This is a genomic window from Candidatus Accumulibacter phosphatis (assembly GCF_000024165.1).
Taxonomy (GTDB): domain Bacteria; phylum Pseudomonadota; class Gammaproteobacteria; order Burkholderiales; family Rhodocyclaceae; genus Accumulibacter; species Accumulibacter phosphatis.
The window spans coordinates 419,785-434,282 of the sequence record NC_013194.1; the positions used below are offsets into that span (position 1 = coordinate 419,785).

Consider the following 14,498-nt stretch of genomic DNA (forward strand, 5'->3'; position numbering starts at 1 on the left):
AGAAGGCAAGTAGAGGCGGTTTTGGACTTCCGATTGTGTAACCTCTGGCAATTTTGCCGGGGGCAGGCGCAATGGCTAACAGGAAGTTCGAAATGTACGAAATACGACAAATGATTCAACGCCTGCGACTGGGCGAAAGCAATCGGGCGGTCGCCCGAGCACAGGGGGTCGGGCGCGACACCGTCGCACGTGTGCGAGACATCGCCGCCGCGCAGAACTGGCTGGAGGCGACGAGCCCGCTGCCGGACGACGCGACGATGGCGCGTTACTACCAGACGGCGGGCGGCGGGGCGGTCAAGAACGCGAGCCACCTGTCCACTGTGGAGCCCTTTCGCGAGAACGTTCTCGAGTGGCACCGTCAGGGCATTGCCGTGAGCAGCATCCGCCAGGCGCTGGCCCGCCGGTACGGCTACGGCGGCAGCGTGCATGCCGTCTATCGCTTCCTGCGTAGCGAAGCGGCCCCCGCCCCGGTGGCGACCGTGATGCTCGACTTTGCCGTCGGCGAACAAGCGCAGGTCGACTTCGGTTCGGGACCGCTGATCACCGACCGCCATTCCGGCGAGGTGTTCAAGACCTGGTTCTTCGTCATGACCTTGTCGTGGAGTCGGCACCAGTACGCCGAAGTGGTGCGCAACCAGAGCGTCGAGACCTGGCTGGCCTGCCACCGGCACGCCTTCGAGTGGTTCAACGGCGTCCCGCGCAAGGTACGGATAGACAACCCGAAGTGCGCGATCACGCGCGCCTGCTACTACGAGCCGACGGTGCAGCGCGCCTACGCCGAACTCGCGCTCGGCTATGCCTTTGTAATCGACCCCTGTCCGGTCGCGGACCCGGCCAAGAAAGGCCGCGTGGAGTCGGGAGTCAAATATGTCAAGGGCAACTTCATGCCGCTGCGCGAGTTTCATAGCCTGGCGCACGCGAATGCGCAATTAGAGGCGTGGATTCAGGGCGAGGCAGGCAATCGCCTCCACGGCAGTACGCGTGAGCGGCCGCTCATGCGCTTCAACGAAACCGAGCAAGCGCTGCTGCAGCCGCTGCCCGCCGTCGCGCCAACGTGCCCAACCTGGGCTAAGGCCAAGCTGCACGGCAACGGCCACGTCCAGCATGCGTATTGCCACTACTCAGCGCCGTTTCGCCTGATCCACCAGACGCTGTGGTTGGAAATCACGCCGGATGTCGTACGCCTCTATCACGAGCACGAGCTGGTGGCGATCCATCCGCGCCTGTTCAAAGCGGGTACGCGGTCGACCGTCGCGGATCATCTGCCACCCGACGCCCAGGCTTACTTCATGCGCGATCCGCAGTGGTGCTTGACCCAGGCCACGGCGGTCGGGCCGGCTTGTCGGGCGGTCGTCGAGAGCTTGTTCGCGAAGCGTGTGCTCGATCAGCTGCGCGCCGTCCAGGGCTTGCTGCGCTTGGCCGATCAGTTCGGTCGCAACCGACTCGACGCGGCGTGTAGCCGCGCGCTGAACTTTGGTACGCCGAGCTATCGCACGATCAAGCAGATCCTCCAGACCGGACTCGACCAGCAGCCGGAGTTGATCGACGCGCCGACGCTGGAAGCGCCCTATCTGAGTGGCGGCCACTTCCGCCGCCAACCCTCCGATCTGTTGCATTGAGCCGCCGCACGGCGCGCCGCTCCTTGCTCATCCCTTATCTATCTGGAATCCTCTCATGAATCCCATGCTCCCACTTGAACCCCTGCTCAAGCAACTGCGCCTGTCCGGCATCCTCGACTCGCTCGAGGCGAGAAACCGTCAGGCGATCGAGGCCAAGCTGGCCTACACCGACTTCCTGGCGTTGCTGGTCGAGGACGAAGTCGCCCGTCGTGATCAGCGTCAGTTTGCCCAGCGCCTGCGCAAGGCGCAGGTGGTCGGCGACAAGACTCTGGAACGTTTCGATTGCAGCCACAGTCCGTCGGTCAATCACGCCTTGATTGCCGAGCTGGCAACCTGCCGATTCGTCCTCGAACAGGCGCCGGTTCTGATCGCCGGTCCGACCGGTACGGGCAAGTCTCACCTGGTCCAGTCGCTCTGCCATTGCGCACTGCGCGCCGGCCATGAGGTCCTGTTCATTTCGCACGCCAAGCTACTGGCTCAGCTGCACGCGGCGCGGGCGACCGATTCCTTTGAGCGCAAGCTGCGTCAACTGGCCCGCGTCGATGTGCTGGCAATTGATGACTTCGGGCTGCGTCCTATGCGCTCGCCGCAGGATGAGGATTTCCACGATCTGATTGATGCCCGTTATGAGCGCACGACCACCTTGCTGACCAGCAATTTGCACTTCGACGAGTGGGGCGCGGCGTTTCCCAACAAGTTGATGGGGGCGGCGACGCTCGACCGTTTGCGCGACCGTGCTTATCAGATCATTCTCGACGGCGAGACCCGGCGCAAACCGCGGCCCCTGCCGGAAGTCCGGTCGCCCGTCCAGGCCACGGCGGGCAGGGACGCTTCCAAGCCTCCCCCGGCCGCACGTTAGACCCTCAGCGGCGAGCAAACCCTGGGGCGCTGCCCCAGACCCCGCACTCGCCGTGAGGCAGCCGCCGGGGATGAAAAAACATCCCCGACAACTGCCGTCAGCGTCTGCGACCTCCAGGGTGTCAAGGGGCTTTCGCGGCATAAACGCCAAACAGCCGGCATTTATTCCACGGTCCCCTGGACACCCTTCCGGTCGCCACTTGCCACGTTGCAAAAAGACTGAAAACGGCGTAAAACCGACCCGTCCGAAACCGCTAAAACAGCCACTTCTGCTGGCCACATTACGCCGCGATTCGCTGGCCTTAATGTGCCGCAAATTGACACCGCCTGTCCAGCCTGCACAACGAACGCGATGAGCGGGTGTTCGACAGCGTGGTGGTCATCACCGACCGGGTGGTGTTGGATCGTCAGTTGCAGAACACCATTTACCAGTTCGACCACCGCCAGGGCGTGGTGCAGAAGATCGACGAGGATTCGCGCCAGCTCGCCGAGGCGCTGGAAGCCGGCGTGCCGATCATCATCACCACGTTGCAGAAATTTCCGTTCGTGTCCGGGCAGCTAGCCAAGCTGAGCGAGGAGCGCGGCGAAGGCGGCAAGAGCCATCTGCCCGCGCGCAAGTACGCGGTGATCATCGATGAGGCGCACAGCTCGCAATCGGGCGAAACGGCGACGGAGCTCAAGGGTGTGCTGGGCGGCGCGGAGCTGCGCCGCAAGGCGTGGGAAATGGCCGAGGAGGAGTGCGAGCTCGAACTCGAGCGCCTGTTCCGCTCCATGGCCAAGCGGGGCCATCAGCCGAACATGAGCTTTTTCGCCTTCACCGCCACGCCTAAACACAAGACGCTGGCGATCTTCGGCCGCAATGGCCAAGCCTTCCACCGCTACACCATGCGCCAGGCGATTGAGGAAGGCTTCATCGAGGACGTGCTGAAGAATTACGTCACCTACAAGACCTACTACAAGCTGATCAAGAAGGCCGAGGACGACCCCAACGTCGAGCGCAAGAAGGCCGCCAAGGCGTTGGCCCGCTTCATGCGTCTGCACCCACACAACATCGGCCAGAAGAGCGAGGTGATGGTCGAGCACTTTCAGCACTTTACCCGGCACAAGATCGGCGGGCATGCCAAGGCGATGGTGGTGACCGGCTCGCGGCTGGAGGCGGTGCGCTACAAGCAGGAGTTCGACCGCTACATCCAGGAAAAGGGCTACCCGATCAAGAGCCTGGTGGCGTTCTCCGGTACGGTGGAAGACGACAAGATCCCGGAGAAGTCGTACACGGAGGTCGAGATGAATGGCGGCCTCAAGGAGAAGGAACTGCCCGACGCCTTCGCCAAGCCGGACTTCCGCGTGCTGTTGGTGGCCGAGAAGTACCAGACCGGCTTCGATCAGCCGCTGCTGCACACGATGTATGTGGACAAGCGCCTGGCGGGCATTCAGGCCGTGCAGACGCTGTCGCGCTTGAATCGTACCCATCCGCTCAAGGACGACACTTTCGTGCTCGATTTCGTCAATGAGCCCGGCGAGATCCAGGAGGCTTTCCGTCAATACTACGAAGGCTCCGTGATGGGCGAGCAGGTCGATCCCGACAAGCTGTACGAGGTCAAGGCCGAGCTCGATGCCTCGGGGATCTACCTCCAGACGGAAGTGGCCGAACTGGCGCGGGTGTTCTTCGCCCCGAAACGCCGCCAGAGCCCCGCCGACCACAAGACGATGAACGCGATCCTCGATCAGGCGGTCGCGCGCTTCGTGCAGTTGCAGAACACGGAAGAAGAGGAAGCCGAGCTGTGGCGTGGCAAGTTGCAGGCCTTCCGCAATCTTTACAGCTTTCTGAGCCAGGTGATCCCCTACCAGGACAGCGATCTGGAAAGGCTGTTCACGTACCTGCGGCTCCTCGCGTTGAAGCTGCCCAAGCGCAAGAGCGGGTCGGGTTACCAGTTCGACGAGGAGGTCGAGCTCGACTACTATCGCTTGCAGAAGATCAGTGAAGGCTCGATCAGCCTCGACGAGGGCTATGCCAAACCGCTGGACGGCCAGCGCGAGGTGGGGTCGGGCATGGTACGCGAAGAGCTCGTTTCGCTGTCTCGCCTGATCGACTTCATCAACCAGCGCTTCGGCGGCGAGTTGAACGAGGCGGACCAGTTGTTTTTCGATCAGATCGCTGAAGCGGCGAGCCTGAACGAATCACTGCAGAAGGCGGCAGCGGTCAACTCCCTCGACAAGTTCCAGTTGGTGTTCCGGCAGGTGCTCGAGTCCCTGTTCATTGAGCGGATGGAGCTGAACGAGGACCTGTTCTCCGATTACATGGGCAAGCCGGAGATGCAAGAGCTTGTCTCAAAATGGCTGGGTAGCCAAGTCTATGACCGACTGGCTGAGGCAAGGAAGGCGGGCAGATAATCACCCAGAAGTTTAGACACGCGCTGTCCCCGCTCGCCGGGATTCCCGCGGAAGCGAGCGATCGCTGGCACGACGATCGCAACCACTAGCGACGTCATCTCCTGTCGTGATAGCTTTGCGGTTCCAGGTCCAACAAGGAGATTCCTCAATGAATGAACAACCCACCAGCCAGCGGCTCAGGCGTGTCTCGATCGGGCTGACCGTGCTTTCCCTTGTCCTGCTCGGTGCATGCGGCAAACAGGTGGAACCCCAGGTCGACCGTGTTGCTGCGGAAGCCAAAGCAAAGCTTGAGGCAGAAGCGAAGGCGGTCGAAGCGGCGGCGAAGGAAGCCGAAGCACGGGTGATTGCCATCGAGAGCTACGTCTACGCCTATCCGCTGGTTACGATGGAAATGACGCGCCGCATCATGACCAACGTGGAAGCACCGCAAGGCTCCCGGGCTCCGATGGGGCACTTCGTCCGGATGCGCAGCTATCCCGACGCGTCGTACCGCGATGTCACGGCGCCGAACGCCGACACGCTCTACACGACCACCTGGATCGACGTGTCCAAGGAACCCTGGATCCTGAGCCTCCCGGACATGAAGGACCGCTACTTCCTTTTCCCGATGCTCGACGGCTGGACCAACGTGTTCCAGGTGCCGGGCAAGCGGACGACGGGCACGAAGGCGCAGACCTACGCCATTACCGGACCGGGCTGGTCGGGCGAATTGCCTGCTGGCGTGACCGAGTACAAGGCACCGACGGGTCTGGTCTGGGTTCTCGGGCGCATCTACAGCACCGGTACCCCCGAGGACTACAAGGCGGTGCACACATTGCAGGACAAGATCTCGGTCGTGCCTTTGTCTGCCTACGGGAAGCCCTACTCGCCGCCCCCCGGCACGGTCGATCCGGCCATCGACATGAAGACCGCCGTGCGCGAGCAAGTCAATGCGCTCGATGCCACCGCGTACTTCAAGCTCTTCGCGGAACTGCTCAAGACCAATCCGGCGGCCGCTGACGATGCTCCGATGCTGGCCAAGCTGTCCAAGATCGGCATCGTTCCGGGGCAGGATTTCGACGTCGCCAAGCTCGATCCCGCCGTGGCCAAGGGCCTTGCCGGGGCGCCCAAGCCGGCTCAGGACCTGATCATGGACTGGATGAAGGCCGGCATCGTGGCGGGCGACATGAAGCTCGAAAACGGCTGGCTGTTCACGACAAAGACGGGCCTGTACGGCACGAATTACCTGCAGCGTGCGCTCGTCACCGCGATCGGCCTCGGCGCCAACCGGCCGGAAGATGCCGTGTATCCGACTTCCACGGGACCGGACATTGCCGCCAAGTACAACGGCGAGAAAAAGTACGTCCTGCGCTTCGAAAAGGGCCAACTGCCGCCCGTGAACGGCTTCTGGTCACTGACGATGTACGACGCGGACTACTTCTTTGTCGACAACAAGCTGAATCGCTACACCTTGAGCCAGCGCAACAAGCTCAAGGCGAACGCGGACGGATCGGTCGATCTTTACATCCAGAACGAATCGCCGGGCAAGAGCAAGGAATCGAACTGGCTGCCGGCACCCACGGGTGACTTTATCCTGATGATGCGTTTGTACTGGCCGAAGGAACAGGCGCCGTCGATCCTCGATGGCAGCTGGAAGGTTCCCGAGGTCAAGGAAGCGTCCTAGCCGGGTGCCCGGGCCGGTCGGCTACCGCGCCTGCCGCTGAAGGACAGTCTGAAGACAAAAAGCCCGCCGGACGGCGGGCTTTTTCTTGCCGCGTGGGCGCATTTGAAATCAGGTACTGCCCCGTGCAATCGTGATCCAGAGGAAGACCCAGCGACCTGTGCAGTTCGAACTGAGCGAGCCGACGAGAGCAGCCGTCACCGCGTGGCTGGAAAAGTCTCAGCGACGCGGTGACCAGTTTCTTTTCCCAAGTCGGGTGGCAAAGTCGCTGCATGTCTCGACTCGGCAGTACGCAAGGATCATGTCGGACGCGTGCTGACGGCCATCAGCGGCCGGTGAGGCAATCGAGAACTTCATTGTTGGGGCGACTGCTGTGCCGCCGAAACCGAACCTGTAGTCGCAGTGGCGCGTTGGTTGCCAGCACCTCATAACGACGGTGACGCCGGCTGGTCAATGCCGCCCATGCCATCAGCGACGTGGTGGCCTCGTCCGGAGTCCGGGGCAAGATTACCATTCAGTCGCGAGTGGAGGCGGGATGGTTCGGGTGCGAATCGCCGACACCGGGAGCGGCATCCCCCTCGCTGTCCGGTCGCGGGTGTACGATCCCTTCTTCACCACCAAGCCGGTGGGCAAGGGCACCGGCCAGGGGCTGGCCATCGCCCGTTCGATCGTGGTGGACCGTCACCACGGCACCATCGACTTCGAGAGCGAGGTCGGCCGGGGAACCACCTTGACCGTCCGCTTGCCGATGCACCCCGGCGCTTCAGTCGACCCGCTGTGCCCGAGCCCGGAACCGGCGGGGTGAGAGCGGAGATCACGCGCTGACTACAGACAGGATCTGCTGACAACGATTGTGGACACTCTCGAGCGGTACTGAAATGGGAGCGTAGCCCAAGGACTCGTAGACCCCCGGCAGGAGAGCGGCCAGCTGATGTTGGTACGCCTCATCCTCCATCCGAATCCCGTCACGCACGAACGGCACGGGTGCCAGCAGGAAGACCTTCCAGTAGCGGAAAGCAGCACAGCTGCGCATCAGATCCGGATCCTCAGGCAGGCCGTCCGCGAGGCGAAAGGCGACATTGTCCGGCAATCCGTAGTCATGGAAGACAAGCTGATCCGGGGGCAACCCGGCGGCGTTAGACAACATGCGCAGGAACAGCTTGCGATGCAGAGACGCCCCCGAGCTACGAAGCTGCTCGAGGTCCAAGCCTGCTGCACGCTGATCCTCGAAATGTTTGCGCGAGAGATCGGAGTTCGTGCGAAACCCACGCCTGGACAGTTCTTGAAGGAGCGTAGTTTTTCCGGAACAGGGTGGGCCAGAGATGATGCACCATCGGGTTTGATGGTTCGGAGCTGCCGCTAGCAGAGCTGGTATTTGGTCTTCGGCTGGACTGACATCCGTCATCTGTCATCACACCTTGGGCTTTGTGCCGGAATTTCTGCGCAAGTATGCGGCTACACAATCTCGTAGATCAGTGCCTGTCAGGTTGGCCAATGAGACCAACCACATCAGGACGTCGCCAATCTCCTCTTCGATATTCTCTGCGTTCCGCCGGGAAAGAGCGGTAGCTAGCTCGCCGACCTCTTCAACGAAAAAGAGGAAGGTCTTTTCTGGCCCGCGAGCCTGGTCCACCGTGGAGTATCGCTGACCAACCCAGGTCTGTAGATGGGACAAGGAATCAGGTGGGCTATCCGAAATGGTCATTTTCCCAGGTCCTTTTCGCTTCGCTTATCGAGGATTGTCTTAAGCTGTTCCCTGGTGTCTACAGTGATGCCGAGAGACATGGTCCAGGTTGTCTTGTGCTTGTGAAGGACATCCCAGATGGCGCTTCGTCCAAACAGATATCCCATCACACGGGCGGCACTATCCACCGACGGGAACTGGAGATTCACGCGAAGTCTGCGGCGAAACCAGGTGAGTTGAGAGTTCCGGGCGGAATGAAATCCGGCGGCACGCGACTGACGCCACTCCTCGAAGTTGCGTGCGGTAATTCCATCAGGCACGAAGCGATACCACATCTCGTTCAGTTCGTCGTTGAAGGTCTCGTCCCATCCGATGGTGATCAGCTTGCCACCGGGGCGCAGACATCGATGCACAGCTTCGATCTCAGACCAGATGCGATCCTGCTCCGAGTACCGACTGGGAAAGGCGAAGTTCGCAATCACTAGCAGCCTGTCGGACTTGAGGTTTAGAAAACCGCCAAATTTCACAATGCGGAATGAAAAGGCCGGATTTTCTCGACTTTGCGGCCTTTTGGACGGTTTTCTCCTCGTTTTCCCTACTGTGGGCGCAATTTGGCCATGCGCTTCAAGTTCCACGCCAGGCAGACCAGCGTCCACTCGCCCGTGACCTTCTTCAAACCGCGCAGCGAGAACTGGCGAAAGCCCATGACCGATTTGATGATACCGAAGACCGGCTCGACGGTCTGCTTGCGCAAGGCATAGAGGGCTCGTCCCGCTTTGGTCTTCAAGCGATGCGACAGGGCCTGCACGGGTGTCGCATTCTCCGGCAGCGGCGCCGGTTCGCTGTGCCGCTCCCGCCAGTCAGGGTGGTGCTCGTCGCGAGCCACCGCGATCACCGGATCGATACTGGCGGCCTCGCATGCCTTGATGTTCTTCTCGCTGCAGAAGCCACTGTCGGCGATCAAACTTTCCACGGGACCCAGCACCTCGGCTTGTGCCTTGAGCGTCGCCAGCATCGGCTCGACCTGCTCTTTGTCATTGGGGGCTTGCGTCACGCCGACCGCCACAACCAGCATCGTCGCCGCATCAACCCCGGCCTGGGCGTTGTACGCTTGTTCGAAGCCGCCACCGGCCACCGGCATGATGCGCGATTCTTCGTCGGTCAGATTGATCTGGTCACTGTCCCGTGCGCCGGGCTCGGGGGCTTTCGGCGGCTTGCCGCCCAACTTCTTGCCGGCCGCTTCTTCCTTGGCCGCGCGCCGCGCCATTTTCTCGTCGTAATCGGCTTTCTCTCGCTGATAACGCTCTTCGGCCCGGGCAGCAATCTTCGCCTTGGCCACTGCCATCGCCGCCAGCCGATCTTCACGACGCTTGATTTCTTCGGGCAGGCTGACGCCGTCCGGAACGTCGGCTTGATCCGCCTGTTCCGCCAAGCTGAAGAGTTCCTGCACCTCAGCCTTGAGCTGGGCTTCCAGCTTTTCGATGTGTCCGTGGGAGAGCGCGCTGTGCCTTGAGGCGTTGGCGTCGATCTTCGTGCCGTCAAGACAGACGTTACCTAGCTTGAGCAGCTTCATTTCCTTGGCCATCGCCAGGACCTGCAGAAACAGGTCGCTCAGTTCGTCCAGAAAACGCCGGCGGAACGTCGCCAGGCTGTCGTGATCGGGATGGCTTCCGGCGGCAATGTAGCGGAAGGCTACCGAATCGTAGGTTGCCCGCTCCAGCCTGCGGCTGGAGAAAATACCCGTGGCGTAGCCATAGACCAGAATTGCCAGCAGGGTCGCCGGATGGTACGCCTTCGATCCACGTCCAGCGTACTGTCGCGTCAGCTTCGACAGGTCCAGCTGGTCGACTACCTCCACGATGAATCGCGCCAGGTGATCCTGGTTCAGCCAATCGTCCAGTGACGGCGGTAGCAGGTAGTCGGTCTTACGGTCGGTGACGATGAAGTGGGACATGCCGGCCCTCGGTTGCTTCAAAAGGCATGATTATAGCATATCCGGTGGGGAGCAAGCCGAAAGTCCGACAGGCTGCTAGCGAGCTCGATTGCTCGCCCACGACGCTTGCCGCTGCCTCTATGGCACCTTGGCGTATCACGATGCGATCGCTGCCAATGCACTCTCGTGTGGCGCGCTGGTTCAGGAAGCGGCACATCTCCTCGCTGACATCCAGGCAGAACATCTGCCCTTCGAACGCGAAGTGCTCCAGGAAGTACCAGGCCAGGCGGCCGGTGCCGCTGCCGAGGTCGATCGGATTCACGATCTCCGCGCCCTCCAGCAGATGCTGAAGCAAGCCAAAGCATACGTTTTCCGGGTCCTGACAGGCGCTGAACTCATGATAGATACTCGGGTTGCCGTACCACTTGTCGCCCTTGTCGACGATCATGCCGTTCTCGCTCGCGCCCACGGTGCGGGCGATGAACGAGTTCTGGCGGCTGTAATAGTTGGTCAGCGCATACAGCGACTCGGTAATGGTCCCAACTACCTCGTCGTTGATCTCCAACCTGAGGCGCTGCCGTAGCCCTTCGGCGCTTCGGGGTAGGTCGATTCTGCCCAGCCCCTCCGCGGCGATTACCCGGAGATGGGGCGTGTCATGGCGCAGAAATTCCAGAAGGTCATCGACGAAGTGAGGGGATCCGAGGCGTGAGATCGCGTGCAGGGAATAGAACTGGATCTCATAGTCCTGGTCTCGGGCCAGTCGTTTTAGCGCCGCACGGATGTGCTGGTCGTGGTGATTCAAACGAGCCAGCAACCATACCGCCGCCAGCAGGTCCTCCTTGGTGCCGCTGATGCTGCTCCTGCTTCCCACGACGGCGCGCAGGCGAGGTATGATCGCTTTTTCGAGGTTTCGTGAGTCGCTCTGCAAGAGGATTCCGATACGGGATTTCTCGTTGCCCAATGAATTCAGACAGAGGTCAAGGTCGGGGACTCCCTGGTACTTCAGGGCAGCTTTCAAATAACTCACAGCCTCGACCAGCCCGATCCGTTCCAGGGAGAATGCCGCTCTCCACCAGGATTGGGGGTTGTCAGCGAGGGCCACCGTTTCCTCCAAGAAGTCGATGATGCGCTGGTCTCGAAGCAAGAACTGCCCCAGACACCAGGTCAACCCGATGGACTCGCGCAGTCGGGTCCGCAGCGCACCGTCGGCAGGAATGGAGGAGAACAGAGGTTCCGCTGGCGCGTGCTGCAGCAGACTTCCACAGTTCCAGTCGTAGGTCCGCGGAACGTTACGGGCAAACTGACTGAGCAGATGAGGGATGGTCGTCTTGAAGGCGGAGCACGCATCGAGCTCACGAGCCAACCGTCGCAGCACGGCCTCCGACAAGGCGTGGTCCATCAAGCTGGTGACCTGTCCGGCCACGAGTTCTGCGACCATCTGGCCGTAGGCGACAGCGGTCATTGATGCACGGCGATGGGCAACGCTGGTGCCGGCGTCATTCGATCAATGATGCTCTGGTCGCTTTCCGCGTCGCGTCCGGCGACCCGTTTGAAGGAGAAGGAGAACTTGGTCGCCTGGGGATCGCGGTTGAAGAAGAATCCTTGGCCGCTATCGAGCTTGCCGGAGTTGCTCGATCGGAAGTCCATGCAACAGACGCCGGCGGCGTCGGATTGGTTCTCAAGGCTCTGATGGGCAGTGTACGTATAGAGGACTTGATTGAGTGAGCTGGAAATGCTGACGTGCTGGCTGTCGAAGGTGCGGAGCTCATTACGATTGATGTCGTAGTTTCGTCCGTGCATGCAGTACGACTTGGATTCCGCATTGTAGGAAATCGTGAGGACGGTGTAGGGATTCCCGGGCAAGCCGGGGATGTGTTCGAGCCAGCGTCCCTCCAGCGCCGCCCGCGGATCCAGCAATCGTCTCAGCGGACGAAATCTCAGCGGCAGTTCCAGTAACAGGTATTCGCCAGCCTTCGTGAGAATGATCCCCACGCAAGCGCTGGCAATGACGGCCAGCAGGCTTTCCACCTGGCGGCTCTCCAGATGCTTGAGCAGGGTGATCGCAACGACGTTGCCTGCTCCCAGCAAGATGGTAGCCAATAGCTGTTTCATCTCTGCTCCGATCAGTTCAGCCTGACGCAAGACAGCTAACGGGTTGATTCGAATTCGTTCTCGGTAGGACTGGAAGGATAAGAGATCCAACGGTGCCAACGAGAGTATATGCGCCTTCATCAAACGGCGTCAATCTCGCACTTGGGCCGGGGAGCCCGTGAAAAGTCATACGAGTCCCGCCCCGCTCAGCGCCAGGGGCCATTCGCCGGGGACGAGTCCTCTCACGACGGGCAATGGGAGCTCGTCTGGCATTGGCATCGAGCTTTGCGCTTGTGCGCCTGCACGCTCCCCAACACATCACCTCTACCAAGCAATGCGCTCGACGGATTCGCACTTCCGCACCGGTTGGGGCTGGGTTCGTCCTCGCCCAGGGTGGCGCCCGGCATCTCCGAGAGCGGGGCGCTCGGGCTCTAGGCGTGGCGGCGATACTGGCTCACCCACGAAGCAAGCGTCGCCTCAATGCAAAGCGAATGTCCGGAGTAGGGGCGGTACCGGTCGTCGGAAGTTGGTGAAGTTCAATGACCGCTATGGGTCGGGAGTGCGCATTCGCCAGAAAGGCAAGCTGCCGTTCGCGACCTATCAAGGTTGAACGGCAGGTAAGCGGTAGATTGCTGCCTGATTGAGCTACACAGGCCAACGGCCGTTATGGCTGATAGGCGATCGTTCGCAGTGGTTCCTTGATCGCCTCTCAGTGATTGTTGGCATCCTCTCGCCTTGCCACGGGAATTGAGCGTCAACTCCTCACGTCTGCAGGGCACCTCGCGCCGCAATTCACGACGAGTGGCTGGAAGGATTGGGCTGGCTCGTTGAGCGTTACGGTGCTTGCCGATGACCGGATGACCTGCCTGCTGAAGCTTCGTCAGCTACCCGGCGCATACACCAGCTCGGGAACCACCATCTCCCACGATTCGCATTGCGCGCTGATCCGGGACCGGTATGCCTCCGCCACGTCCCTCGGTCGGCGCACGTGGATGGCAGCGACGCGGGCTTCGATGCCGTGCATGTGGGTTTCCGGTTCGAAGTGCTGCGACAGGGCGCCGACGTCGACCCCTTGCGCATCGCACAGTCGCCAGGCGCCGGCCGATGTTTGGCGAAGCGCGATCCGGCTGCCTGCGGTGAGTGCGGCCAGTGCCCGGTGAATGGCGTGGCCGGGAGGATGGCGTGCGGCAAAGTCGAGGTCGATCTGTCGCCAGCCGAGTCGCCGATGGCGACGCGCCAGTTCGGGTGGCGGCGTTGGCAGCGGCGTCGCGCGGCGACGCAGGAAGGCCGGCGAGTCGGACGGCCCTCCTGGCAAAGCATCGAGCCAGGCCTGACCGCGATCGAAGCGCGCCAGCGCCAGCGTCTTGCGGGCGCGTGTCATGGCCACGTAGTACAGGCGGCGCGTGGCGTCCGCATCCTCGTTGGCGCCGCTTCGCAGCCAGTCGCCATCGAGGACCGCGACGTGATCGAATTCGAGACCCTTGGCCCGGTGCGCGGTCAGCAGCAGCAAGCCGGTCTGCCGACGGCGCGCTTCCCGGCCCCACTCGGCCAACCAGTCGAGGAAATGGTCGAGCGGCAGTTCGGCGTCACCGGCATCGAGCGCATACTCGGCCACTGCCTCGCGCAGATAGCTCCACCAATGGGCGTCAGGCCGACCCTCGGGCTGCAGTGCCAGCCACTGCCGGATCGTTGGTACGTCGATCAACGCACTGTCGCGCGTTCGCAACCAGCCGATCATCGCCTGCGTTTCGCGCAGAGTCCAGAAGCCGCTGCGGTCTTCATCGGCCTGCTGCACCGGCATACCCCGGAGTTCGCAATAGCTGCGGAGCGGGTCGAGTGAGCGCCAGTTGCCCGGCGCCTTCCTGGCGGGAGCGATCATGGACACCGAGTGGGTTCGATCAGGAGTGCATGGACCTGTTGCGCCACCATGTGCTGCTGGTCGTCATGCCAGTCTTTTTCCTGAGCACCGGCCTGCGCACCAACTGGACGCTCGGCGGTGAGGCCGTATTCGTCGCCGCCGGCATCCTGCTCGGCGTGTCGGTCAGCGGCAAGCTGCTCGGCGCGCACCTTGCTGGCCGCCTGCCCAACTGGGCACCGGGCGAGGCCAGCATCATCGGCTGGCTGCTGCAGACCAAGGCGCTGAGCATGATCATCGTTGCCAACTGCGTCAGCTCTGCCCCGACGACCTGCCCCATGGCGCAAAGTTACGTTCTGCGCGCTTCTTGGGCCTGTGTTGAAATGGGTGTAATTGGATGTAACATT

At 61.8% G+C, this 14,498-nt stretch carries 11 protein-coding genes and 2 pseudogenes; 6 read left to right on the forward strand and 7 right to left on the reverse strand.

Features of this window, described 5'->3' with window-relative positions; translation table 11 throughout:
- The first annotated feature begins 92 nt into the window (after positions 1-92).
- From istA to CAP2UW1_RS01800, 6 genes and pseudogenes are all read left to right on the forward strand, one after another.
- Complete coding sequence (istA, locus tag CAP2UW1_RS01780) at positions 93-1,619, forward strand: IS21 family transposase (protein WP_012806915.1); 1,527 nt, start codon at positions 93-95, stop codon at positions 1,617-1,619.
- 55 nt (positions 1,620-1,674) lie between these two features.
- Positions 1,675-2,478 carry an IS21-like element helper ATPase IstB gene (istB, locus tag CAP2UW1_RS01785; RefSeq protein ID WP_012806914.1) on the forward strand — a complete coding sequence of 268 codons (804 nt, stop codon included), beginning with the start codon at positions 1,675-1,677 and terminating at the stop codon, positions 2,476-2,478.
- Positions 2,479-2,798: 320 nt separating this feature from the next.
- Positions 2,799-4,868, forward strand: a pseudogene (locus tag CAP2UW1_RS01790) (type I restriction enzyme subunit R domain-containing protein); the annotation flags it as partial.
- A gap of 148 nt (positions 4,869-5,016) precedes the next feature.
- Positions 5,017-6,531 carry a DUF1254 domain-containing protein gene (locus CAP2UW1_RS01795; RefSeq protein ID WP_012807157.1) on the forward strand — a complete coding sequence of 505 codons (1,515 nt, stop codon included), beginning with the start codon at positions 5,017-5,019 and terminating at the stop codon, positions 6,529-6,531.
- A gap of 106 nt (positions 6,532-6,637) precedes the next feature.
- Positions 6,638-6,832 (forward strand): annotated as a pseudogene (locus CAP2UW1_RS25920) (tyrosine-type recombinase/integrase); the annotation flags it as partial.
- 231 nt (positions 6,833-7,063) lie between these two features.
- On the forward strand, positions 7,064-7,333 hold the full coding sequence (locus tag CAP2UW1_RS01800) for a sensor histidine kinase (RefSeq protein ID WP_041567658.1): 270 nt from the start codon (positions 7,064-7,066) through the stop codon (positions 7,331-7,333).
- A gap of 9 nt (positions 7,334-7,342) precedes the next feature.
- Here CAP2UW1_RS01800 and CAP2UW1_RS01805 read toward each other — a convergent pair whose 3' ends face one another.
- From CAP2UW1_RS01805 to CAP2UW1_RS01835, 7 genes are all read right to left on the reverse strand, one after another.
- Positions 7,343-7,933, reverse strand: coding sequence for an AAA family ATPase (locus CAP2UW1_RS01805; RefSeq protein ID WP_081444088.1), 591 nt, complete (start codon positions 7,931-7,933; stop codon positions 7,343-7,345).
- A gap of 6 nt (positions 7,934-7,939) precedes the next feature.
- On the reverse strand, positions 7,940-8,233 hold the full coding sequence (locus CAP2UW1_RS01810; protein WP_012807158.1) for a MazG nucleotide pyrophosphohydrolase domain-containing protein: 294 nt from the start codon (positions 8,231-8,233) through the stop codon (positions 7,940-7,942).
- Positions 8,230-8,847 carry a class I SAM-dependent methyltransferase gene (locus CAP2UW1_RS01815; protein ID WP_199931549.1) on the reverse strand — a complete coding sequence of 206 codons (618 nt, stop codon included), beginning with the start codon at positions 8,845-8,847 and terminating at the stop codon, positions 8,230-8,232. The genes CAP2UW1_RS01810 and CAP2UW1_RS01815 overlap by 4 nt, the downstream gene beginning before the upstream one ends.
- Complete coding sequence (locus tag CAP2UW1_RS01820) at positions 8,808-10,166, reverse strand: IS1182 family transposase (protein ID WP_012806779.1); 1,359 nt, start codon at positions 10,164-10,166, stop codon at positions 8,808-8,810. The genes CAP2UW1_RS01815 and CAP2UW1_RS01820 overlap by 40 nt, the downstream gene beginning before the upstream one ends.
- Positions 10,138-11,607 carry a HEAT repeat domain-containing protein gene (locus CAP2UW1_RS01825; protein WP_012807160.1) on the reverse strand — a complete coding sequence of 490 codons (1,470 nt, stop codon included), beginning with the start codon at positions 11,605-11,607 and terminating at the stop codon, positions 10,138-10,140. The genes CAP2UW1_RS01820 and CAP2UW1_RS01825 overlap by 29 nt, the downstream gene beginning before the upstream one ends.
- Positions 11,604-12,377, reverse strand: coding sequence for a hypothetical protein (locus CAP2UW1_RS01830; RefSeq protein ID WP_199931550.1), 774 nt, complete (start codon positions 12,375-12,377; stop codon positions 11,604-11,606). The genes CAP2UW1_RS01825 and CAP2UW1_RS01830 overlap by 4 nt, the downstream gene beginning before the upstream one ends.
- Positions 12,378-13,116: 739 nt before the next feature.
- Positions 13,117-14,115, reverse strand: coding sequence for an ATP-binding domain-containing protein (locus CAP2UW1_RS01835; protein ID WP_041567661.1), 999 nt, complete (start codon positions 14,113-14,115; stop codon positions 13,117-13,119).
- Positions 14,116-14,498: the final 383 nt, after the last annotated feature.